This is a genomic window from Microcoleus sp. S13_B4, from assembly GCF_036700885.1.
Taxonomy (GTDB): domain Bacteria; phylum Cyanobacteriota; class Cyanobacteriia; order Cyanobacteriales; family Microcoleaceae; genus Microcoleus.
This window is the reverse complement of sequence record NZ_JAUBPU010000038.1, coordinates 1-23,024: the sequence shown is the minus strand read 5'-3', so window position 1 is coordinate 23,024 and position 23,024 is coordinate 1. Positions and strand designations below refer to the sequence as shown.

Genomic DNA, 23,024 nt, shown 5'->3' with positions numbered 1-23,024 from the left:
TGACTTAGAGATTAATAATGCTATTATGTCATGGAAAACCTCTGGTTGCTAAAAGATCTTCAGAAATATGAGTAAGTACAAGTTAATTATTTTTGACTTCGACGGCACTTTGGCAATTACTCACAAAGCTATTATATTTTGCTTTACCAAAACCTTTGAAAATTTTAATATTACTCCGCCTGGGGCTGATACTATTATAGGTACGATCGGCCTTAATTTACCAAATACTTTCAAACTCCTCCATCCGGCGATCGAGGAAAGCGCAATTCCCGAATGGGTTGAAACTTACCGCTCTTATTATCGGACTGAAGGTGAAAAACAGGTAGATTTATTTCCCGGCACAAAGCAACTCTTGCAGTTGGCGCGCCAGTCTGGATTGAGCCTGGGAATTTTCAGCAACAAACAGGTTACTTTTGTAAATTTCTTACTGGAAAAGTTGAGAATTCACGGTTTTTTTGATTTAATTTTAGGTGACAACGGACAAATAATCCCGAAACCAAATCCGGCTGTTTTTCACTCGATTATTAAACCTCTGTTCCCGGAATTGGATAACAGTCAAGTTTTAATGGTGGGCGATACAGCGGTTGATTTGCTGTTTGCTAAAAATGCTGGGATAGATGCTTGTTGGGCGGCTTACGGATATGGCGATCGCGCTGAGTGTCTCGCCCTAGAACCGACTTTCGCGATCAAGGATATTTCGGAATTGGCCGCGCTCGTTCAAACTTAATCTTGACTCTGTTTTTTTTAGAATAGTGTGAATCCTTTAAATAAAAAAATAATTAAAAAAATATTTTACTAGAGCCCGACGCTCAATTTGTTTTGATTCAATCGAAAAAATAAAGGCGCGAACCTGTAAGCCGCCCAAACTCTGCCAAGTAAACCATACCAGAGATAGAGTGATCGGCGGAACAGCTATTATAAATTAACAAGTAGGATTCCTTTGAAGGTAGAAGGCACAAGGCAGAAGGCAGAAGCAAAAAAAGATGGATGCCAGATTTTTTGTAAGTTGAATTTATCGCTCAAATTTTGCATAATAACCTTCTAACTTCTGCCTTCGCTAAACAGGCAATTCTGTTAAACATTAGGGTGTGCTGTCAGTCGGGATCGACAATAAACTCAATATATAGAAACTCATGCAGATCGATATAAGCATTCCTTCTGAAACGCTATCGCCGACTCGCACTGGCGGCAATGCACCGAATTTAATAGAAGAAGTATTTCGACTGTACGATCGCGCCCTGGCAGCTACCAGCAACGGCATCGCGATCGCGGACGCTACCCGGCCGGACAAGCCAATAGTCTACTGCAACCCGGCTTTCGAGAAGATTACAGGCTACGATCGCAGCGAAATAATTGGGAAGAACTGCCGCTTCCTGCAAGGCCCGGATACCGATCGCGCTGCCGTCGATCAAATCCGCGTAGCGCTGAAAGAACAACACGACTGCAAAGTAGTTCTGAAAAACTACCGCAAAGACGGCACCCCCTTCTGGAACGAACTCACCATCTCGCCCGTGCGCGACAGCAGCGGACTCGTCACCCACTTCATCGGCGTCCAATCGGATATCACCGATCGCAAACAAGCAGAAGAAGCCCTCAAACAAACCGAGGCAAAATACCGCAGCATCTTTGAAAACGCCACCGAAGGCATATTTCAAACCACCCCAGACGGGCGCTATCTCAGCGCCAACCCGGCACTCGCCCGAATGTACGGCTACGATTCGCCGTCAGAACTGATCGCAAAATGTTCGGCAAAAAACCTTTACGCCGATCGCACCCGCCGCGCTTCCTTTATTGCAGAAATCAGCAAAAACGGCTCCCTGAAAGAGTTTGAGTCCTGCGTCTGCCGCAAAGACGGCAGCACTACCTGGATCTCGGAAAACGTGCGCGAAGTCCGCGACGAAGGCGGCGAACTCCTTTACTACGAAGGAACCGTCGCCGAAATCGCCGCCCGCAAACAAGCCGAAGCAGCCCTGCGAAATCAAGAATACTGGCTGAAAACCGCGATCGACGCCGTGCCCGACGCGATCAACCTCACAGACAGCGAGGGACGCTGGCTGATTGCCAACGACTGCGCCCTGCAACTTTTGGGCTGGGAAACCGCAGACTACCAGGGCAAAACGACTGCCGAACTCGCTGCCGCCGCCACTCCGAGAGTCAGAGAAATCCTCCTAACTTGGCAGGAAACCGACGAAACCACCTGGCAAGCAGGCACTCTTACCTCCAGCCGCCAAATTGTCCCCTTGCCCACAAGCGGCAGCAATTTGTTTGAAGTGCGGAAAGTGCCGCTGTTCAACCCCGACGGTTCGCGCAAAGGTTTGGCCGTCGCGGGGCGGGACATCACCCAGGAAGTGGCCGCGGATGCAGCTTTGCGAGACAGCGAACAGCGGTTTCGGGCAATTTTTGAACGCGCGGCGATCGGCATGGTAGTCGCTACCCTCGAAGGTGTTGCGATCGCCACTAATCCGGCATTTCAAGCTATGCTGGGGCTCTCGGAAGCTCAACTGCGCGGTATGGGACTCGACGACTGCGCGCACCCGGAAGACGCGCCTGTTTCGCGGGAGTTGCACCGACAGTTGGCCGCGGGTTCGCGCGAAGCTTACCAAATCGAGAAGCGCTACCTCCGCCCAGACGGCAGCATCAGGTGGGGACGCCTTAGCGCCTCTGTCATCGATAGCAGTCAGGGAACGCCACAGTTTATTTTGCAAATGGTAGAAGATATTACCGATCGCAAACAAGCTGAGTCAGCTTTGTTGCAAAATGAGGCTAAGTGGCGATCGCTGATTCTCAACAGTTCCGACATCATTACTATTCTCGACAAAAGCGGTCGCATTGTTTACGAAAGCCCTTCTGTAGAAAAAGTGTTGGGCTACGAACCAGAGGAACTCGCCCGTCAAATTGCCGTCGATTTCATCCACCCTGACGACCTTCCCTCCCTGATGTCCGACAGCGAAAAAATGATCGCAAATCCAGGCGATCCCATCGCCGTAGAAGGTCGCTTCCGGCGCGCTGACGGTTCTTGGTGTTTTCTCGAAGGCGTGGGCATTAACTTGCTAGCAGACCCCACTGTGAGGGGAATTGTGATCAACTCCCGCGACATGACGGCGCGCAGGCAAGCAGAGTACCGCCTCAGCAAAATCAACGAGTGCTTTTTGGGATTCACCACCGACGCCGCTGACAACATCCAGCGCCTGACATCCTTAGCGGGCGAGCTTTTGGGCGGAAGCTGCGCCATCTACAGCCATGTCGGTGACGGTCTGCTGCGCGCGATCGCAACTTGGCAAGCGCCGCCGGACTACCCGCTGGTCGATCGCGCCGAAGGCCACATCTGCACCGACGTATGCAGCAAAGGAAGCGATCGGGCTGTTGCCATTCCTGACTTGCAGAACACGATCTACGCCCAAACCGATCCCGCTGTCATCCGCTACAAACTGCAAAGCTATCTGGGACAAGCAGTGCGGCTGGGCGACAATTACGTGGGTGCGCTGTGCGTTGTTTACACTGAGTCGATCGCGCCCACAGAAGCCGACTGCAAGCTGATCGGAATTATTGCCGGGGCGATCGGAGTTGAGGAAGAACGGGCCGCCGCCGCCGATCGCGATCGCCAAAAATCCGAAGAACTGCAAACAGCTTTGCACGAATTGCAGCAAACTCAAATGCAGTTAGTACAAACCGAAAAAATGTCTTCCCTCGGACAGGTGCTAGCAGGAATTGCCCACGAAATAAACAACCCAGTTGGCTTTGTCGCCGGCAACCTCTGCCACGTCCGAGGCGACGTTCTCGACTTGTTAGAAATCGTGCAGGTGTATCGAGAAGAGTATCCAAATCCCCCAGCCAAAATTCAGCAACAAGCCGAGGATATAGACTTAGAATTTCTAGCAGAAGACCTGCCCAAATTGCTTAATTCGATGCAGACAGGATGCGAACGCATTGTAGAAATTATTCAAACTCTGCGTAATTTCTCGCGGGCGGACGAAGCGAAAATCAAAACTGCCGACATTCACGAAGGTTTAGAAAGTACCTTGTTAATGTTGAACAGCCGACTGAAGGCTAAGGCAAACTGGCAGGGCATTAAAGTGATTAAAGAATACGGAGAATTGCCCCAAATCAACTGTCATCCCGGACAGTTAAATCAAGTATTTATGAATGTATTGGCAAATGCTATCGACGCCTTAGAAGAAAGCAGCAGCCAAGCAAAAGATACCGCAAATTCTATCTGTCTTACTATTACAATTAAAACTGAAACCATTGATGACAAGAGCATTTTAATTCGGATCAAAGACAACGGTTTGGGCATTCCCGAAGATCAGATTGTGCGTTTGTTTGACCCGTTTTTTACCACAAAACCCGTAGGTAAAGGCACAGGTTTGGGTTTATCAATTTCGCACCAAATTGTCGTTGAAAAACACAACGGCAAATTGCAGTGCCTCTCAGAACCCGGTAAAGGTACTGAATTTATCATCGAAATTCCAATTAAGTAGAAGGAATCAGGAAGGCACTACACGGATGAACATGAAGGCACAGATTAATTATCGAGTCTGTGTCAATTCATGTCATGTCCATTTGATTCGGACTTGTATGATGTTAAATTGTGTAGGGTCGGGTTCGCCTATATTTTTGACAATTATCGACAAATTATATAAACCGGCCCCGCCTATACTTAGAAACCGGGTTTTTTACCTTGGGTGGGGGCTAGAACGCAGTATTTTCGTCAAAAAACCCGGTTTCTGGGTTCCCATGCGTGGAATTAAAAACTAAACTGCGTCCGCAAATTGCCCACAAAAATTGTCGGGTTGTTATCGAAATTATTGGCATTGCTGATGGCGTAAAATGCCGGCACGATCGAAATATGGTCGGTGAGAGGCAAATAATAAGTTGCCTCTATTTCGTACTGCGTGCCACCATTTCCTCCGCCAGAAACCAGAAACCTCCGACCGCCAGTAAAGTCAAAAGGTACTAAATATGACACCGTAAGCAAAGCTCCTTCTTTGAATAAATCGGGAAATGCAAGTCCTAACTGATAAGATTGATTTTTGATCGTGCCGTCGGGTCGGTTAGTTTTGGGAAATATATTGGTTTCGGCGTAGCCGTAGCGGCCGAAAAGACCAAAGCCGCGAGTGACTAACCAATCGAAATTGAAACTATAAGTATTCGCAGTCGCATTCCCCAGGCGGCCGCCGAAACCGTCATCTGCCACACCGTTCAACGGCTTGCTGTTAGGAGATCCAATTAAGCCACCGATTTGCTGGATGTTGGAACGGCTGTACAGAAATCGCAAATTAGCCCGTTCCGTCGGACTGAATGTTAATTCTGCCGTAGTCGTATTTGTCCCACCAAACAAGCCTTGAGATGGATTGGAAGCGGAATTAAACACGGAAGTGGGCAAAAATTCCGTACTCTCGCCCAAGTAGCCAAAACGCAGTTTCAATGCGCGGCCGATATCCCACAAAACCAAAGCACCGGCACCGCGTCTGGTAGCGCTTAACAAAGGGCTGTTGTTAGAATTAAAGCTGCTCGCACCCTCTACGAAAAAGTTAAAGTTATTGTTGTCAAAGTAGCGGTAAAAATTAATCCGCGGCCCGACTACTACTTGCAAGCTGTTGCTAAGCGGGAACCGATAGGAAAGTTCCCGCAGGATAACTTCATTGGGATTTCCTCCCGCAGTTTGATCGAGAAAAGGAGTACCAAAGGTATTGAAAAGACCAGTTGAAGTATACTGATTGGCTGGGGAATTGCCATTACCTACAGCTAGCTGTGTAATCAATTCGTCTTTCCCTGTAAAAGAAGTAGTGAGGGTCAACCAAACTAACTGGCTGAAAGTGATTTCTGGGTCGTCCACTCTCTGCACAATTGGTCTGTTGGTGACAGGATCGCGTCCGGCAAATCGATCGAGCGGAGCAGCTTTTCCATTTGTTGCTTCAACTCGGACTCGATCGCCCGCAAAAGCTCCAGTCAGGTTAAACCAAGCAAATCCGTTTAGTTTAGTGGTAGTTGAAAATTGGTTGGCTTCCAATTCGGCAGCGCGGGCTTCTAAAGCATCTACTCTACCGCGCAATGTAGCTAACTCTGCCGCAAATTCTTCTTGCAATCTTTGCAAAGCAAGTAAATCTTCTCGCTGGACTAAATTACCAGTAGAACCGCCAAGTTGTTTGGTAATTTGGTCTAAGCAAGCGTTTAATCCGGCGGCAAATTCGTAGCGAGTCATTGCCCGATTCCCTCGGAATGTGCCGTCTGGATATCCCGCAATGCAGCCGTATCTTTCTACTAGGGATTGCAAGGCTTGAAAAGCCCAATCTGTCGGCCGCACGTCGGAGAGTTGGGAAACAGAGGTGACTTGTGCCGCGTCTTCTTGTATGCTGAGGTCATCAGCGGTGCCAGTCTCGCTGTAGATCTCGGCAACGTTGCTGGCTTCAGCAACGTTTTGAGACTGAGGAGAGTTTGCAATTTCTAACTCCTGGGGGGGCAATTCGCGAATTGCCCCCGTTATTTCTGGGGCTGTTGTTGCGAGATCCTGTGTTGCTTTATCTTTTTTGGGTAAAGGGCGATCGACTGTTGCTATATCTGTTTCGGGTAAAGCGTGATTCACCCATGCTGCATCTATGTCAGGTAAAGCGCGATTCACCCATGCTGCATCTGTGTCAGGTAAAGCGCGATCGACTGTTGATTTAGTCTCTGCTGTGATCGCCGCTAACTGCGGTATCTCAATCTTAACTGCTGCCAGCGCTGCGTCTGGGTTAGCCTCCGGGACGGCACTCGCTTCTAGCGCAACTTCTGGAGTTGAGGTATCCTGAATTTGAGCTGTTGCTGCGATCGGCCCCAAAGGCACCGCGGCACCAGAAATCAAGAAAGACAGCCAAAAAGCTTTAAGGGAGGTTGAATTATTCACCATACCACTCACACCACTTGTTGAAAATAAAATTTGGGCAATCTTAAACGATAAGCTTGCTTATAAATGTGTTTGGTTTAACAAATTCTTATAAATATTTAAAATTATTTTAGGAAGCAAGCGATTCCCAATCACTAATCACTAATCACGGATGACTACTGACTAATTCCCAAAATGAAGTTTTTATTAGTTACAGATTTAGACAACACGCTAGTCGGAGATGACGAAGCAACTCAAGTTTTAAACCAGCGCTTGCAATCAAAGCGATCGCAAATTTGTTTGGTTTACGCTACCGGGCGTTCTTATGCTTCCACTTGCGAATTAATTGCCCAAAAGCAACTGCTAGCACCCGACTATTTGATCGCAGGTGTAGGCAGCGAAATTTACCAAGACGGAATCCTCGATTTAGATTGGGCGGAGTATCTTTCTCAAGACTGGGATAAAATGGCAATCGCCTCTTTAGCTCAGCAGTTTTCCCAGCTTAAACTCCAATCCCTAAAAGAACAAAATCCTTGGAAAATCAGTTATTGTCTGGAACCAGCAGCAGAAAATAGTTCGACTCTCCAGACTTTGCAGCAAAAGTTAACTGAATCGCGACTACCAGCTCAAATCATTTTTAGCAGCAATCGCGATGTAGATATTTTACCGCAAACTAGCAATAAAGGCAATGCCCTTACTTATTTACAAAAACGCCTACAAATTCCATCTGAGGCAACATTAGTTTGCGGTGATTCTGGCAATGATATCAATATGTTTGAACAGGATGTCCGGGGAGTAATCGTCGCTAATGCTCTGTCAGAACTCTTAGAATGGCATCGCGAATCTGGCACTGAAAATCATTATTTAGCAGGTTCTGCTTGCGCTTGGGGAATCATGGAAGGAATGGCATATTTTTGGGAATTTTGATTGCCGAAAATCCGGTTTGGTTTGTAGTCAGCAGTGAAGTCCTCCTACAAATCAGACGACTGAAGTCCTCAGTACAAACGCACCCGAAGCACCCCAAGTCCTGCAAACCGTTAAAATCTGTTCAGGAATCTCAACCGCGTATCGATCGAACCTGCTAGTTGCGATACCATCAGCGTGTACTGCTTTATCAAAGCTAATCGAACTTAACTTTAGTTACCTCAAGCGAGTTGAAGTTTATTTCCTAGCCCTGTTGGTTAGTCGGCTATCCGCCGATCGCCAAAGGTTCTATAGTTAAGTTTAGCGCCTCAACCGAAATTACTCTCTCTAGAAGAAGTTATCTTCCTAGATGAAGAAAATGTCGGTTTAGGCAACTATTTGCCCCTTTAGTTCAGTTCGCGAACGCACCGCCACATGGAACAAAATACTTTACCCGTAGAGGTGATTCTCTCTCACCCCCGCCAATATTTAGGTAGCATTCGGCTGGATTGGACGCCACAACCGGGGAACTATCTAGATTTAGAGGGAGAAACCTATGCTGTTTTGGAACGCCACCACCGCTATCAACTCCAATCCGGCCGCTACCGACTGCAAAAAATTGCCCTGTACGTGCAGTCGGCCACACCGCCGACGGAAAGAACTTTTGTAAGTGGCATCTGGGTTATCGGAGATGCTAGCTGTCGCTTTAATGCTCGATCGGAAATTCTGCGCTGTGCTGTCAAACCTACTGGCCCGTGCGACGGCTGCGGCGATTACCAAAAGTCTTGAATCATCGAGCCCGTGGACAATTCCACCTCGCCCAACCGAGAGTGCCGAGAATCTCGGCGTCTCCCTCATTTACGACAAACTATCAAAACCCACTAGGAACTCTGGAATCGAATTTAACTTCTTCAGGAAGGCGATAATCTATCTTTTGATAGCTGTGCAGCACGTCGCGAATGCCAGTATGAATCAAATTTTCTATGTGCAGCAACTGCTCAGAAGAACAGCGAACCTGAACTGTTTGGTTTGACACAGACTCGCCGGAGTCGATCGCAGTATATCTATTAGGAACTCGGGTGAGCACGTAAGCAATTAAATCCTGTCGCAAGCCCGAAGGCGAAAAAGCTTGTTGGTAGGGATGCGTGGGATAAGACTCCAAGATAATTTCTACTTCCTCTGTGACTACTGCCAAGGTAATATTGACAAGATTTTTCTGCATTTTTCCCGTCCCAAAATACTGGTTAACTACTATTTTTTTTGCCGCTCTCGCTCTCGTGTGATTTCTGCTGAATCTTAGCCTGCTAATACCGCACATCGTCCTTCGGGAATCACAAGTTCGATCTCGGAACTTACCTCTTCTATAACCCGCAGCACGTAGCAGGGAATCTTGTCGGATAAAATAGCAGTTGCCACCGCACCCGTGTGAATTTCTAAGACTGCTTCTGCAGCAGCTTCAAACATCAGTCGCTGTCCCGGAAACATCACTCTTTCAAAGTAGAAATTAGGAATGTTCTCAATCCGAACCACCTGAACTAGGTTGCTAACATTTGCGTAATAGCACAAAATCTGGTTCTTACCTTTAGAAGATAGCTGATCTGACATTTGAAAAATCTCCACACTCTTTCAAAAACTTACTGAGACTTTGCTTTGCCTGTTAGTGGCTATTGCGAGTTTGGCTCTTGACAAAACGACCGACGTATTTGTGGGGTGTTATTCGAGAGCGCGCATCACATCTTCAGTTATTAATTTTTTTACCATTGAGTTCTCCGGCTAACACTTAGAGGACTGGCGCGCCAACCCCGTTTTTCCCAGTTAAAAACCCGGTTTTTGTGGTAGGCACTGCCTAACCCCTGACTTATGCAGGCTGGTTGTGCTGTGGCACCAGTTAATCAAAAGTACCGTCACTGACCCGAAAGCTCCTGACAACAGGTTCGTTCTTTGGCAGCGAAATGGTGCTGAGATGGCATAGACTTTCAACTCAAGAGCTTGGACTAAATATTATCTAAAAAATATGAGGAAATTATGAAGGTCATAATTTTTTTTGATAAATATACTTTTGCCGAAGCAGGGATTACAACACTTAGGCAACAACCGGGTTTTTTACCAAAAAAATAGGCTGCACCTGTGATGGTAGGTTAAAAAACCCGGTTTCTGAGGGAACTCTCCGTAACTCTTGGATTAGCAGCCTGAAACCGGGTTTCTTACCAAAAAACTTCGCTGCCTCTGTGATCCCGGCTTAAAAAAAACCGTTCTTGAGGCAAGTGTGCGTAACTTCTGGGGCAGTTATTCTGCCTGTAAATACGGTGTTAGCCTTTAGGCTTTGCGGGTAACAAAAAACCCCGACTCCCTGAGAGCATCTCTGGAACTTCTAGGGAATCAGAGTTTAAATTAACCAATCACCGATCGATCTCAAAGCTAAATCAAAAAAATGAGGAAATTCTGAAAACACCAGGAAAAACTAGGACTTTCCTGGACACACAAACCCCGTCTAATAACATAATTGCGTGATTTTTGCAAGAATCAAGGGAACGAGAAAGCGAATTTTCGATCGTCATCCGGCTTTAATGCCCCCTTGATTCTTCAGTCGGGCGGGGCCAACTTTGTTTGTCTAGTAAGGGTTTCAACTGCCGAGTTTGATATGCTATGTGCGATCGCATTTTACCCCAGTTTAAAGCAACGGTTCCCAACCCAGAATTTCCGCAACTTGCTGTGCCAAACTCAAAGGATCGAAAGGCTTTGCAATCACCCCCGCTACCCCCAAATCAGCAAATTCGCTCAAATCCAGTGCCTGCACCTTAGCAGTCAGGAAAATAACCGGAATCCCGCGAGTAGCCGCATTGTTTTGCAGCAAACCAAACAGAGTAAGTCCGTCCATATCGGGCATCATCACATCTAGCAGAATAGCGTCAGGGAGTTGAGTTTCAGCTAAAAGCAATCCTTGGCTGCCGGAGGGCGCGCTTAGTACAGTCCAGCCGCCTAAATGTTCCAGACAAGCCTGAATCACGCTGGAGAGGTTTTTTTCATCATCGATTACCAGAATGCGCTTTGCTGACATAATTGAAACTCAACTTTTAAATTAATCATGGCCAACCGAAAGAGGACTTACGCACGCTGCCTCATCAACCCGGTTTCTTCACAGATATAGCAGAAGGAAGAAGCAATAAAATTAAGAGTTTCAGCACTTAAGAACATCCTAATCGTCGAGCGCGGTTGCTATATTTTGCCGCTCACCGACTTAAACCAAAAACAGAAAAATCGACATATAAGCCTCCCAAACTCATCCTCCCCGCGTGCGTTGCGAGGAACGTTAGCTGTCGCGATCTGTTATCAAAGCAATCTCAAAACTCCAAACTTTTTCCCCCTTCGCCTTCCAACGGTGCAGGCACTGTGAAATAGAAACTGCTGCCTTCTGAGACAACACTTTCGGCCCAAATTCTGCCGCCGTGCTGCTGTACGATGCTGCGACAGATAGCCAAACCCAAACCCGTACCTCCTTTTTGGCGGGAGTCAGAAGCATCGACTTGTTGAAACCGTCCAAAGATAGTTTCTAGTTTATCTGCAGGAATCCCCCGCCCTCGATCTTTGACTTCAAATAAAACCCGTGAAGCGTAGCTATCCCGTAGGGAATCGCCCAAATCTTCAACCCTGACAGTTACTGTACTCCCTGGAGCGGAGAATTTAATCGCATTGCTCAACAAATTTACCAGCAGTTGAACGATTCTGTCCGGGTCAGCCCAAATTTGGGCTGTTTCAGGCAAAATCGACAAATCAATGCTATTTTCAGCAGCAAAAGAAAGTACAGCTTCTGCAGACTTCCGCATCAAAACCTGGGCATCGCACCACTGCTTGACGAGGATAACTTGGCTCGAATCGAGCCGTTCTAAGTCAAGAATATCGTTTACCAAACGCACTAACCGTTCGGTATCGTTAGAGGCGATTTCTAACATCTGTTTGGCAGTTTCCGGTTTATTTTTGAGCACCCCAGCCGCCAGCAAACCTAAAGAACCACGAATGGAGGCAAGGGGAGTTCGCAGTTCGTGGCTGACAATCGAAATAAACTCATTTTTCATTTTTTCAATTGCCCGACTTTCTGTGATATCTGTGACTGTGCCGACGTGACCAATTAGTTGAGATCTGTCGGAAAAAATCGGAGCTGTTTTAAGCCGACAAAAGCGGATAGTTCCGTCTCGCTGGATGTGGCGGAATTCGCAGGAAAATTCCCCATCTAGCGATTGCGATTGGGACCACTTAGACAGAATTAGTTTGAGGTCTTCGCGGTGAACAAACCGCCTCCAGCCGTTTCCTAAAGCTGCGGCAGGTGTGAAGCCACCAATTGCTTGACAGCGAGGATTTGTATAAGTACATTTCCCCTCAGTATCGATTTTGAAAATACCCACGGGGGAACTCTCGCTCAGAGAGCGAAATAAAGCTTCGCTTTCCCGGAGTTCTGCTTGAGAGTTTTCTAGTTCTCTGGTTCGCTGCAAAACTCGCATTTCTAACCGTTCGTTGAGCTGTTGGAGGGCGGCTTCAGCAAGTTTGCGATCGCTAATATCGCGCTGCACAGATACCCAATGGGTAAACTCACCATTTTTGTCAGCTATGGGCACAATACTCATTTCTACCCAAAATTCCGTCCCGTCTTTGCGGTAATTGATCAAGTCAACCCGCACCGGCTGCCAGGTTTCCAAAGCTGTCCGAATTTGATCGAGACTGGCGCGGTCTGTTTTTTCTCCTTGCAAGATGCGCGGTGTTTTACCCAAAACTTCTTCTAGCGTATAGCCGGTCATCCGCGTGAAAGCTGGGTTGACATAAAGAATTCGCGGGCCCGGTTCGTCAATCGGTTCGGCTTCGGTAATTAACACGGCGTCGTCAGTGGTGGTGACTGCTGATTCCAACAGGCGCAACTGTAATTCTATAGCTTTGCGATCGGTAATTTCTGTAACTGTCCCCACCATCCGCACTGCATCGCCTGCTTCGTTGTAAAAAAACTTACCTTTTCCCTCAATCCAGTGAATGCTGCCGTCGGGCCAAACCACGCGGTATTCCAGAAAGTAATCTGCTCGCTGGGCCAGGGTCTGATTTATAGTATTATCCGTATTTTTTAAATCTTCTGGGTGAATGCAAGCTGCAAAACTTTGATAAGTTCCCGCAAAAGTTCCCGGGGCCAACCCAAACAACTCTTCGTGTTCCCTCGACCAAACAATGCGATTTTTCTGCAAGTCCCAGTCCCAAAATCCGATTTTGGTAGCCGACAAAGCTAAGCTAAGCTGCTGATTAATTTTCCGCAACTCCAAGCTAGTAATAGCAACTCGAAGTTCTCGGGCTATTTCGATTTCGCACCGCTGCCAAGGCAAAGATTTTAACCTCACAGTTTCTTGCCACAAATCAAAGGAAGTGCGAGGAGACCTCGGTCGGCTGCCATCCGGTTTAAATTCAATTTGCCCGTCTGGTTGACCGGCCCAGTTGACAGTTTGAATTGCTTCGGGACGGAACCACAAAATGTAATAATTTTGCATCTCGGACATGGCAAGCACCAGCAAACCGCTAGCAACTTCTTGAAACTTCTCGGATGGCGGATACAGTTTTGAGAGAGAATCTGTATAAAAAACATCATTATTTATTTGACCTTTTATCCAAGTAATTAAGTTTTTTATTTCTCCCAATTCCGGGGTTTTGCCGATGGTTGTTAAATTTTCATTGGCACACACAACTCCACCCGTAGCGCCCACTAAGGCCAGCAATTCATCTGGTAATGTAAGCAAACCTTCTACAAAGCAGTTTTTTCGAGAGATTTCTGTGATAAATTTATGGCAATTTTTTTTTAAATAAATTCCATATTCCCAGTCTTCGCTATCTTGTTTGTAGCTGAGTTCTAGATTCACAAACTTTGCTAGCATTTCGCAAGCAGATCTTGTTTCGTAGTTTACATACTTTCGTGTTGGATGGTGACAGGCGAGCAATCCCCAGACTTTTTTATCTTTGATTAATGTCAGGGTCATGCTAGCGGCCACGTTCATATTTTTGAGATATTGAACGTGGCAAGGCGAAACTGTTCTCAACAAAGAATAGGCCATATCCAGGGGGCGACCCGTCAACGGATTGCAGTGAGGAATTAGTTCGACAGGCTGACAGTTAATATCGGGAATAAACCGAATTAAATTCATGTTAAACAAATTTCTTGCCAGGGGGGGAATATCGGTAGCTGGATAGTGCAGCCCCAATAAAGGAGCCAAACTTTCTACTTTGTCTTCGGCGATAACTTCCCCCGCCCCGGTGGCATCAAATTGATAGACGATCGCCCGATCGAAACCGATCATCCGCCGCACTTCTGCAACTGCTGTCTGACACAGCACTTGCAGGTTTGGTGTTTTGTGGATTTTGTCGATCGGCTCTTGGACTAAATTATAATAATTGAAACAAGCGCTCGTTTTTGGGGAAACAACCGACTCTAGTTCAACAATTAATGCTGAATTTGATTGATGTAGCGTCCCCTCAAAAAAACACTTGCGGTCTTGACTTGTGAATGATAATCTGATACTGTTACGTTGGTGGTCTTTTTCAAATAAAGCTTTTTCAATAGCCTCAATTTCCTCAGTCTCGACAAATTCCTCTAAACATTTATCCAAAAGTTGTTCGGGGTAAAGGCCCATCGCCTCAAAAGTATTGTTGCTAACTTGCAAAATTTTCAACGCCGGAGATTCCAGCACCAAAAGGATGCCGTGAGGTTGAATCGAACCCGGGGCGTAAATTAGTTCGCAGTCGCTGTTATTGAGAGTGCCTGTGTCTGAGGGCAATAACATTGCTTTCATCTGATTAATACTTCTCTAAATTAGCCTGTGTTCTTGATCAGCGGCCAAGCATCAATCAATAGCACCGCGTCGGAATCACACAATCTAACAATCCCAAGTCTTGGCTAAGGCTTCCTGATTTGTTTCGGACACGCACTGCATATTTGCTCCTAGGTATCCCATTTAAAAAAAAGAATACAACTGTAGGTACGTGATCGAAACCCATATCTCATCAGTCATTCCCACTTTTTCAATTCTTTAATTCTTTAAATCTAAAATGGGATTAGCGCTGTGCCTGAGCCAGTCTGTTTCTGAGTTGAGTCCGCTCCAAACGATTGAGGAGGCGAGCAATTAATTCCGGTTTCACGATCGGCTTGTTCACGTAGTCGTCAGCACCTGCGACAAACATTTGGCGCACTGTTTCCGACTCGGAATGAGCAGTCAAAAATAGCACGGGGAGCTTGCTCCAGCGCAAATCGTTACGCACTGCCAAACACAGCTCGATACCGCTGTAACCGGGCATCTCCACATCTAAAATTAGCAAATCCGGACAAGTGGTTTCGAGTACCTCCCAGAACTTTTCAGGATCGTCCAATGTTGTTACTTGAAATCCCCAAGGTTGTAGAATCACTTTCAGTGCAGCCAATAGATGCACGTCATCGTCTACCACCATAACTTTCGCTTCAGCAGGGCCAGTCTGGTCGAGGACTTGGGCGACTGCTTTGAGTATATCGGCTGGGGGGATAGATTTGTGTAAAAAGCCGGAAGCTCCCAAACGAGCAACTTCTATTCGATCGCTCAATTGATTGTGCCCGCTAAAAACCATCACCGGAATTTCGGGTTTTTCACTGCGGAGTTCGGCTAGGAGAGCAAGTCCGTTTTCCTGAGATCTGGAAAATGTCAAATCCAGCAAAATCGCGTCGGGAGGCTGTTGAGAAATCGCATTTCTTGCCGCTTGCGGAGAGTTGGCGACTTCTACCTGGAAGCCAAAACCGGATGCTGCTATTTTCAGTTTCTCGCTCCCAAAAGTATCATCATCAACAATTAGCATTCGGCGCTTTGGGGAAACCTGAGCAGCCAAATCGCCTTCTGGTTCGGGCGACGGGCGATCGAATATCTGTTTGAGCTTATGCAGAAATCCCTCAATTTGCTGATCCGTCCCCGGTTTCAAGATGTTTTCCGCCTTGAACAAATGTTCTATCTGGCGCGCCACTTCTGAACCTTTGGGCAGCCCTAAAGTTCCCAAAGAACCGACTAATTTGTGAGCCTGAGCCTGGGCTTCCTGGCGCAGTTCGCCCTCCAAGCTTCCGTTTTTGAGTTGAGCGATCGCGCGATCGAAGATCGCCACCTTTTCTATAAAATTTGCTTTTAAATTTACCCGCATTTGGGCAACCACATTCAGGACTTTGAGGCGGCGGTCGTCATTGTTTAATTCCTGGCTCGACCCGCTCGATTCAGCAGATAAAGTCTCTGGACTTTTAGCAGTTTCTGCCGTTTCCCCCGCAATTTTTGGGTTCTCCATATCCTCCGGCCGGCTTTTGAGCCGATAGCCCAATCCGTACACGGTTTCCACTAAATCTACAATCATCCCGGCTGCTTTCAGCTTCTGCCGCAGCCCCTTGATGTGAGCGGTAACGGCTTCTTCCTGAGGAAATTCGCCGGCAGACCAAATGCGATCGAGGATGGCGCTGCGACTGAAAATACGCCTGGGATTTCTCAGGAAAAGTTCTAGCAAATTGTACTCTTTGGGAGTCAAGTGCAGCACTTTTTCAGCATAAGCTACTTCGGTAGTGTCGGGGTTGACTTGCAGTTTTTCCCAGGTCAAATTTTTACTCGACAAAGTTGCCTTGCCCCGGCGCAGCAAAGCGCGAATTCGAGCGATTAATTCTTCGAGATTAAAGGGTTTGACCACATAATCGTCTGCACCCGCTTCTAAACCTTGGACTCGATCGTTGCTGCTATCTAGCGCTGTCAGCAGTAAAATCGGCATTTGGCAGCCGGACGCTCGCAATTTCCGACACAAACTAATGCCGTCGAGTTTAGGAATCAGCACATCCAAAACAATCAGGTCGTAATCGTATGCCTGCACCAAATGCAACGCTGTTTCACCGTCGGCTGCCGCATTCACATTGTAATTGTGAGACTCCAGCGCTTGAGTCAGCAAACTGACTGTAACTGTGTCATCTTCTACCAGCAGGATTTTCATAAACGTCACCTGTCCTTCCAACTCTTCTTGGAACTTTATTATCGGTTTTTGGGGCTAATTAAATATCCTTTTTACAACTGAATTTAAAAATTACCCACCTTCATTATAACAAATATTATTCTTGAAATAGTATAAGTGTCAATTATTATGATGATTTTATTTGTTTTCCTCTCGTAATATTTCATTAGATTCGCGCTGGGACTTTAGGGCTTTTTGGACTTCAGCGCCTGCTGAATCTTTTGAATCAGATATTGCGACGAATCTTGATGTTTAACTAAGTTTTCCAACTCGGAAACCGCGACTTCGGCGTGTTCTAGTTCTTGAACTAAAGAATCAGCGGTAACACTTTTTATGACTCCCAAAGGTTCTTGGATAGCGGTCAATGAAGTAAATTTTTTTTCCGCTATTAATTCTTCCAACTCTAACAGGGCCATTTCTGCGCGATCAATCTTGATCGTCACGGATTTAGCCACATTAGCACCCGCTCTTGCTGCCTCCGTGAGTTCGTGAACTCGAAGTTTAAACCGACTGGCAATTTGCTCCATTTGAGTCCCCAATTCAAACGTTTTACTTGCCAGCCTGCCAATTTCTAGACTCACTTTGCTCAGACCGCTGGGCTGACTTCCCATTTGATTGGTAACTACAGCCACCTGTACTGCTAAATGCCTGACTTGTTCGATCGCCTCCCGGATGGTTCGGGAAGTGCGGTTAACCGTTTCTAAATCATTAGCTATTGCTTTGCCCACTCCCAAAATTTTATCTGTATTGTTGCAAATAGAATTAGCACCTTGAAAAGTAGCTTGAAATGCTTGGCGACCTTCCGAAGAAATCAGTTTCGCAATCCTCACAAATCGCTGATTCATTTGAGCAATTTCTTCAGCTTGTTTGACCAGTGCCAATTGCTGGGAGCTGGGATTAATATGCGACTTTTCTGCTTGACGTTGTTGGATTTTTAAAAGCTCATTACATTGATTAAATTTAGCCTGTTCTTGTTGAAATAGCGCCAAATACTTGTGTCTTTCTACTCGGTATTTTTGAATAACTTTGTTAGCTTGCGCTAACAATTTTGACTGGGCAATCACCAGAGTATGAACGTCCAAAAGGCGGTAGCTCTGGTCTTCCATTACCACAATAATCGGTTCATAAATCAAGTCTTTGTGCCTGTTGAAGGACGCTTGGACGGCATCATCAACTTTCCAGTTTTCCGAAAGCAGCAAAGGCGGAATTCTAATAAAATCTAACAAGGCTCGAATCGGGTGTGACCCGTAAAGTTCTACGCGATCGGGAAAACTCATTTGCTCTCGAAATTTGACGCGAGAAATCATGCCCAATACCTGTGATTCATGAGTAATAATGACTCCCGGCAGGTCGGGTTCTTGCTCAAATCTTTCAGCCACTACCTGTCCTGGAGTTGCAGCGCTCACTTGGAAGTCGTGACACGGCAGATGTCCGATCCTGAAATCGGGGGTGAGTTGAGTTGGATTGCTCATTTACCCGGATAGTGTTAAGTACAAGTTAACAAATTATATATTAATATTATACTGGAATAAGATTGTTGAAAGTAGTCAACGAGCCAGCACGGAAGTGACTGGGCTTCGGGCCTAAAACTTCATTTTCCGTTGACCAGCCTGAGACCTTTGATGTCTAGGTTTTTTGAGTAATGACACCAAGCGGATACGTAGCTAGTCCCCTGTTGTGTCGTTAAGGGTTAAACATTTTTATTTGGGTTAAAGACGTGCCATTAGGCGAATCAGCTCAGAAAATAAAGGCGCGTGCTAACTTCACCCCAGCAATGGGAGTGGAATTCCTTAGTTTCCATCAACAACCCGGTTCACAAACACAACCAGAAGCGATCGATTATATAGCCGTATCCCTTCCCGCCGTTTCCTCCTACCGCTTTCGCGCTCGTAAAGCGCTGGAGCGCGGGTCACTCGCCCAGAAGAAACATGACAACTATCGGGAGAAATTAGCTCTCTGGCTCCGGGGCCTTCTATTACCTACTTTCTGACTACTGTCATCTCAAGTTTGTTGGATCGGCCGCGCCTGCTGTGCCCCAGGTTCCGTCCTCACAACAGGGACACTCATATTTTGTTCTTTAAAACAACCGGGAAAATATCTAGATTGAAATCAAAAACCTTAAATCGGACTTTGCCACTAGCAACCTTTGAGGCTGCTTACCAGTTGTTACAGCAAATGGCTGAACTCCCCGGGGCGATTTGGCTGAGCGACGATGCTTACGCGGATTCTCAAAATCTGGAAAATTCGTCGGAAAGGTTTGCAGCAGTGGTATCAGAGCATTTTAGCGCGCTGCTGCGGGGCAATCTATTAGATGAGTTCGCAACAAACGGACACAAGCACAGCGAAAAAAATCTCCCTTCGCAATTGAATGTGCAGTTGACTTTCGAGCCCGGGGCAATCGCCAATTTCCTGTCTCCTCTCGCAGACAAACTCGCAGAAATAACCCCCGCACCCTCGTGGCAAATTGACATTCGCGCCCTCAAACAAGGAATTAAAAATATACAGCCCAACTCAGCCGTTATTCAAAGCGAATTCACCCTAAATTTGCTGGATATTCTGGCTGCCAATGCCAGCCCAAATAATCCTCGACCCCTACACAGCCAAACAGAAATAGAGGGAAAATCAGCGCCCAAAGTTATAGATCCAGAAACGCTACAGAGCCAGATTGCCGAAACCGTCAATCAATTACAAATTGCTAGTCCCTGCATTTCATTTTGTCAGCCAGTAGAAGATGCTTTGCAGCAGCAGCTTGAACAAGAGCGACTTTTGAATCAGGTGACAACTCAAATCCGCCAGAGTTTGGAATTGCCTGTAATTTTGTCAAAAGCAGTCGAGCGAGTGCGAGAGTTTTTGGAGGTCGATCGCCTGTTAATTTATCAATTTGAAAAAGTGCCAGCGCCGCACAATCGTGAGTTAGCTAAAGAAATATTTGCGCCGGTTTCTGAGTCTGGCGAAATCCCCAAAAATTCCGGGTCTTACTTGTATTTAGGTCGTGTCACCTACGAAGCTTTAGCTAACGATACTATCTCGTCTGTACTGAATTTTAGTGAAGGCGCGCAGTGTTTTACCAATGGAGTAATTGACCGAGAGAAATATCGCAAAGGTTTGGCTTTGTGCGTGGCAGATGTGGAAACAACTTACTCTTCGCAGCCTTGTTTTTTAGAGTTGATGCGGCGGGCGAAGGTGCGGGCGAAGTTGCTAGTGCCGATCGTAGTTCAAGACGAGTTGTGGGGGCTGCTAATTGCCCATCAGTGTACTGTTCGGCATTGGGAAGAAAGCAAAAAAACATTTTTGCGGCACATAGCAGAACATTTGGCGATCGCCATTTACCAAGCCGAACTTTATGCACAAGTCCAGCAGGAAAAGCGCACCTCAGAACAGCGCGTAATAGAGCGCACGCGAGAACTGCGCGATGCACTGGTCGCCGCCCAGTCTGCCAGCCTCGCCAAGAGCGAATTTTTGGCAGCTATGAGCCACGAATTGCGGACTCCTCTCACCTGCGTCATCGGCATTTCTGACACGCTGCTGCGGTGGTCTTACGGTAAAGTTGGCAGTAAAGAAGTGCCAGTGCAAAAGCAACGGCAGTACCTGCAAACTATCCGAGACAGCGGCGACCACTTATTAGAATTAATTAACGATATTTTAGATTTATCGCAAGTAGAAGCGGGCAAAGCAGTATTAAAAGTTAGTGAATTTTCACTTTCCAAATTAGCTTCTCAGAGCCTGCACGCCCTCAAAGAAAAAGCTGCGGCTAAAGGCGTGGATCTGGTGCAAGAGCAGCGCATAAAACAAGAGTGCGATCGCTTCATCGCTGACCCGCGCCGCTTGAGACAAATTCTCTTCAATCTTTTAGGAAATGCGATTAAATTTACTCCCGAAGGCGGGCGAGTAATCCTGCGAGTTTGGGTGACAGAAGATAAAAATCGAAGGCCAGAAGTACGACATCCCGGTATTGCACCTGCTGGCAGCACCGCTGTTTTTCAAATCAAAGATACCGGCATTGGAATTCCCGAAGATCAGCGATCGCTTTTGTTTCAAAAATTCCAGCAGTTGGATTCCCCCTACCGCCGCGAATACGGTGGCACCGGTCTGGGATTGGCTTTAACTAAACAGTTAGTAGAGCTTCACGGCGGCGCGATCGAAGTCAACTCAACAGTTGATGTCGGCTCTACTTTTACCGTTTTTATACCCATCCAAACTCAAAGCAAAGATGAGTCCACAAAATTCACCTATGAAAAATCGAATTCATCTCTACCCCTGCATTCTTCCTCGCGGGGCAGCCTCGTCCTCATCGAAGAAGATGAAGAAATTGCCATGCTGATTTGCGATATCCTGACAGCAGCAGGACTGCAAGTAGTGTGGATGATTGAAGGTTCGGCGGCGGTCGAACAAATTGAACTTTTGCAGCCGACTGCTGTGATTGTTGATATGCGTTTACCCGGTATGAATGGCTGTGAAATAATTCACCAACTGCGCCAAAAGCCCGCTACTGAAAATATCAAAATTCTGGCTTTAAGCGCTAAAGAGATTCCCGCAGATGAGATATCTTCCGTGACGGCTGGAGCTAACGATTGTTTGGTTAAACCAATTGACCCTGAGCAATTGCTTGACAAAATTATTTCTTTAATGGCCGGGATTGGTAATGGGTAATACAATTTTAGATTTTAGATTTTAGATTTTAGATTGGGGAATGACTCATTGGATATGGGTTGGGATATGGTCTACAGTTACATTCTTTTTTTGAACTGGTATAATTTGTAATTCCCAATTACCAATTCCCCATCCGCAATTCACCATGATTAATTGTCAAATTCCTACAGGATTAATTGTTTCTTGTCAAGCACCTGCTGATTCGCCACTGCACGATCCGATCGTAATTGCAGCAATGGCTCGAACCGCCATCAATCGAGGTGCATCGGGCGTGCGGATTGACACTCCGGCTCACATTGCAGCGGTGCGAAAACAGATATCTGCTCCCATAATTGGGATTTGGAAGCAGCAATTGCCGGGATGCGAGATTTACATTACTCCTCGGTTTGAAGACGCGCGGGCGATCGCCGCTTCTGGAGCCGATATTATCGCCGTTGACGCTACTCTGAGAAACCGTCCTGCTGGTGGCGAAGACTTAAAGACATTAATCGCGCAAATTCACAGCGAATTGGGCAAATTAGTGATGGCGGATGTAGATACGATAGAAGCTGCGATCGCGGCAAGCGAAGCTGGTGCAGATACTGTAGCAACAACTCTTTTTGGCTATACTGCCCAGACGGAAAACTTATCGCCGCCGGGATTTGATTTGCTTGCGGAAATGGTAGAAAAGCTTAAGGTTCCTGTTATCTGCGAAGGCGGGATATCGGGGCCGGAAATGGCTAAAAAAGCGTTGGATTTAGGAGCCGCGGCTGTTGTTGTCGGGACAGATATTACTGGGATTGATCTTAAGGTGACAGCCTATAAGTCGCTGATGGGGAAGTAATAAGGAAGTTCGGCAACGGATTGTTTAACGGATGTAACGGATATAAGGAAGTTCGGCAACGGATTGTTTAACGGATGTAACGGATGTAACGGATATAAGGAAGTTCGGCAACGGATGTAACGGATGTAACGGATGTAACGGATAGAAGGAAGTTCGGCAACGGATTGTTTAACGGATGTAACGGATGTAACGGATAGAAGGAAGAAGGGAGAATAAATATTCGGCGATAGAAATCGCTTTTAGGCAAACGAAACGCGGAAGGTAAGGTGTGGAAATATGGGGCGATTTCGATCGCCCTTTTTCTGCGGAAGTTGCTAAATCAGTGCGCCGTTGATAAAGCTGCTAACTACAGTCAAGGCGATCGCCCCGAGTACCGCCGCGCTCCAAATGCCCATCCGCAAGCTAAATCCTTCTACTAACTTCGCAGCGGAGGCAAAAACAATCACGTTCATTACAAAAGCAAAGGCGCCGGAAAGCAATCCCAGCGTCAGTAGGTTCGGTACGAAAAAAACTGCTTTCAGAATTGGCAAAATTAAAACATTCACCATTCCCAAAACCGCAGCGGAAATTACTGCTTTCGGTGTGCTGTCAATTTCTACGCCGATCGGCAGTTGAGAAATTAGCAGCAAGCTGCTGCCCGTCACCAGCCAAGCAATCAAAAAATCGATCGGTTCCACAGCGCCCCTACCTCCTTATACCAATTCACTATGAAGGTACACTAAATGTAGGCTAAAAGTAGAGGAGATGCAATATGGCCAACAAATTTAAGGT

General features: G+C 46.6%; 14 protein-coding genes. 6 read left to right on the top strand and 8 right to left on the bottom strand.

The genetic code is table 11. From position 1 onward, the window contains the following. Positions 1-67: 67 nt before the first annotated feature. Together QT994_RS18625 and QT994_RS18620 are read left to right on the top strand one after the other, a co-directional pair. Positions 68-727: an HAD family hydrolase gene (locus QT994_RS18625; RefSeq protein WP_333176931.1), complete on the top strand. Its 660-nt coding sequence runs from the start codon at positions 68-70 to the stop codon at positions 725-727. A gap of 406 nt (positions 728-1,133) precedes the next feature. Further along, positions 1,134-4,478 carry a PAS domain S-box protein gene (locus tag QT994_RS18620; protein ID WP_333176928.1) on the top strand — a complete coding sequence of 1,115 codons (3,345 nt, stop codon included), beginning with the start codon at positions 1,134-1,136 and terminating at the stop codon, positions 4,476-4,478. Positions 4,479-4,744: 266 nt separating this feature from the next. On the opposite strand, the gene QT994_RS18615 is transcribed toward QT994_RS18620, so the two are convergent. Beyond that, entirely contained in the window at positions 4,745-6,886 is a 2,142-nt protein-coding gene (locus tag QT994_RS18615; protein ID WP_333176925.1) for an iron uptake porin, read from the bottom strand. Between the two features lie 171 nt (positions 6,887-7,057). Between QT994_RS18615 and QT994_RS18610 the strand changes: the two genes are divergently transcribed. Further along, a complete protein-coding gene (locus QT994_RS18610; protein ID WP_333176922.1) occupies positions 7,058-7,789 on the top strand; it encodes a sucrose-phosphate phosphatase in 732 nt (243 codons plus the stop codon). A 411-nt stretch (positions 7,790-8,200) separates the two neighbouring features. After that, complete coding sequence (locus QT994_RS18605) at positions 8,201-8,554, top strand: DUF6464 family protein (RefSeq protein ID WP_333176919.1); 354 nt, start codon at positions 8,201-8,203, stop codon at positions 8,552-8,554. Positions 8,555-8,636: 82 nt separating this feature from the next. Here QT994_RS18605 and QT994_RS18600 read toward each other — a convergent pair whose 3' ends face one another. From QT994_RS18600 to QT994_RS18575, 6 genes are all read right to left on the bottom strand, one after another. Next, entirely contained in the window at positions 8,637-8,987 is a 351-nt protein-coding gene (locus QT994_RS18600) for a late competence development ComFB family protein (protein ID WP_333176917.1), read from the bottom strand. A 74-nt stretch (positions 8,988-9,061) separates the two neighbouring features. Next, the gene (locus QT994_RS18595; RefSeq protein WP_333176915.1) at positions 9,062-9,370 is read right to left on the bottom strand and encodes a DUF1830 domain-containing protein; all 309 of its coding nucleotides are present in this window, start codon (positions 9,368-9,370) and stop codon (positions 9,062-9,064) included. 1,066 nt (positions 9,371-10,436) lie between these two features. Beyond that, positions 10,437-10,823, bottom strand: coding sequence for a response regulator (locus tag QT994_RS18590; RefSeq protein WP_333046542.1), 387 nt, complete (start codon positions 10,821-10,823; stop codon positions 10,437-10,439). Between the two features lie 283 nt (positions 10,824-11,106). Beyond that, positions 11,107-14,577 (bottom strand): PAS domain S-box protein, encoded by a 3,471-nt coding sequence (locus tag QT994_RS18585; RefSeq protein WP_333176913.1) that lies wholly within the window; start codon positions 14,575-14,577, stop codon positions 11,107-11,109. A gap of 262 nt (positions 14,578-14,839) precedes the next feature. After that, complete coding sequence (locus QT994_RS18580; protein ID WP_333176911.1) at positions 14,840-16,762, bottom strand: response regulator; 1,923 nt, start codon at positions 16,760-16,762, stop codon at positions 14,840-14,842. A gap of 203 nt (positions 16,763-16,965) precedes the next feature. Next, on the bottom strand, positions 16,966-18,252 hold the full coding sequence (locus QT994_RS18575; RefSeq protein WP_333176909.1) for a chemotaxis protein: 1,287 nt from the start codon (positions 18,250-18,252) through the stop codon (positions 16,966-16,968). Between the two features lie 631 nt (positions 18,253-18,883). Between QT994_RS18575 and QT994_RS18570 the strand changes: the two genes are divergently transcribed. Next, the gene (locus QT994_RS18570) at positions 18,884-21,430 is read left to right on the top strand and encodes an ATP-binding protein (protein ID WP_333176907.1); all 2,547 of its coding nucleotides are present in this window, start codon (positions 18,884-18,886) and stop codon (positions 21,428-21,430) included. Between the two features lie 145 nt (positions 21,431-21,575). Next, the gene (locus QT994_RS18565; protein ID WP_333176903.1) at positions 21,576-22,253 is read left to right on the top strand and encodes an N-acetylmannosamine-6-phosphate 2-epimerase; all 678 of its coding nucleotides are present in this window, start codon (positions 21,576-21,578) and stop codon (positions 22,251-22,253) included. A gap of 314 nt (positions 22,254-22,567) precedes the next feature. On the opposite strand, the gene QT994_RS18560 is transcribed toward QT994_RS18565, so the two are convergent. Next, positions 22,568-22,930, bottom strand: a complete 363-nt coding sequence (locus tag QT994_RS18560) for a phage holin family protein (RefSeq protein ID WP_333176900.1) — start codon at positions 22,928-22,930, stop codon at positions 22,568-22,570. Between the last annotated feature and the right edge of the window lie 94 nt (positions 22,931-23,024).

Coding starts and splice junctions, on each gene's coding strand:
- QT994_RS18620 (WP_333176928.1), top strand. CDS start 1,134: ATGCAGATCGATATAAGCATTCCTTCTGAAACGCTATCGCCGACTCGC.
- QT994_RS18605 (WP_333176919.1), top strand. CDS start 8,201: ATGGAACAAAATACTTTACCCGTAGAGGTGATTCTCTCTCACCCCCGC.
- QT994_RS18575 (WP_333176909.1), bottom strand. CDS start 18,252: ATGAGCAATCCAACTCAACTCACCCCCGATTTCAGGATCGGACATCTG.
- QT994_RS18595 (WP_333176915.1), bottom strand. CDS start 9,370: ATGTCAGATCAGCTATCTTCTAAAGGTAAGAACCAGATTTTGTGCTAT.
- QT994_RS18590 (WP_333046542.1), bottom strand. CDS start 10,823: ATGTCAGCAAAGCGCATTCTGGTAATCGATGATGAAAAAAACCTCTCC.
- QT994_RS18565 (WP_333176903.1), top strand. CDS start 21,576: ATGATTAATTGTCAAATTCCTACAGGATTAATTGTTTCTTGTCAAGCA.
- QT994_RS18610 (WP_333176922.1), top strand. CDS start 7,058: ATGAAGTTTTTATTAGTTACAGATTTAGACAACACGCTAGTCGGAGAT.
- QT994_RS18615 (WP_333176925.1), bottom strand. CDS start 6,886: ATGGTGAATAATTCAACCTCCCTTAAAGCTTTTTGGCTGTCTTTCTTG.
- QT994_RS18600 (WP_333176917.1), bottom strand. CDS start 8,987: ATGCAGAAAAATCTTGTCAATATTACCTTGGCAGTAGTCACAGAGGAA.
- QT994_RS18625 (WP_333176931.1), top strand. CDS start 68: ATGAGTAAGTACAAGTTAATTATTTTTGACTTCGACGGCACTTTGGCA.
- QT994_RS18585 (WP_333176913.1), bottom strand. CDS start 14,577: ATGAAAGCAATGTTATTGCCCTCAGACACAGGCACTCTCAATAACAGC.
- QT994_RS18580 (WP_333176911.1), bottom strand. CDS start 16,762: ATGAAAATCCTGCTGGTAGAAGATGACACAGTTACAGTCAGTTTGCTG.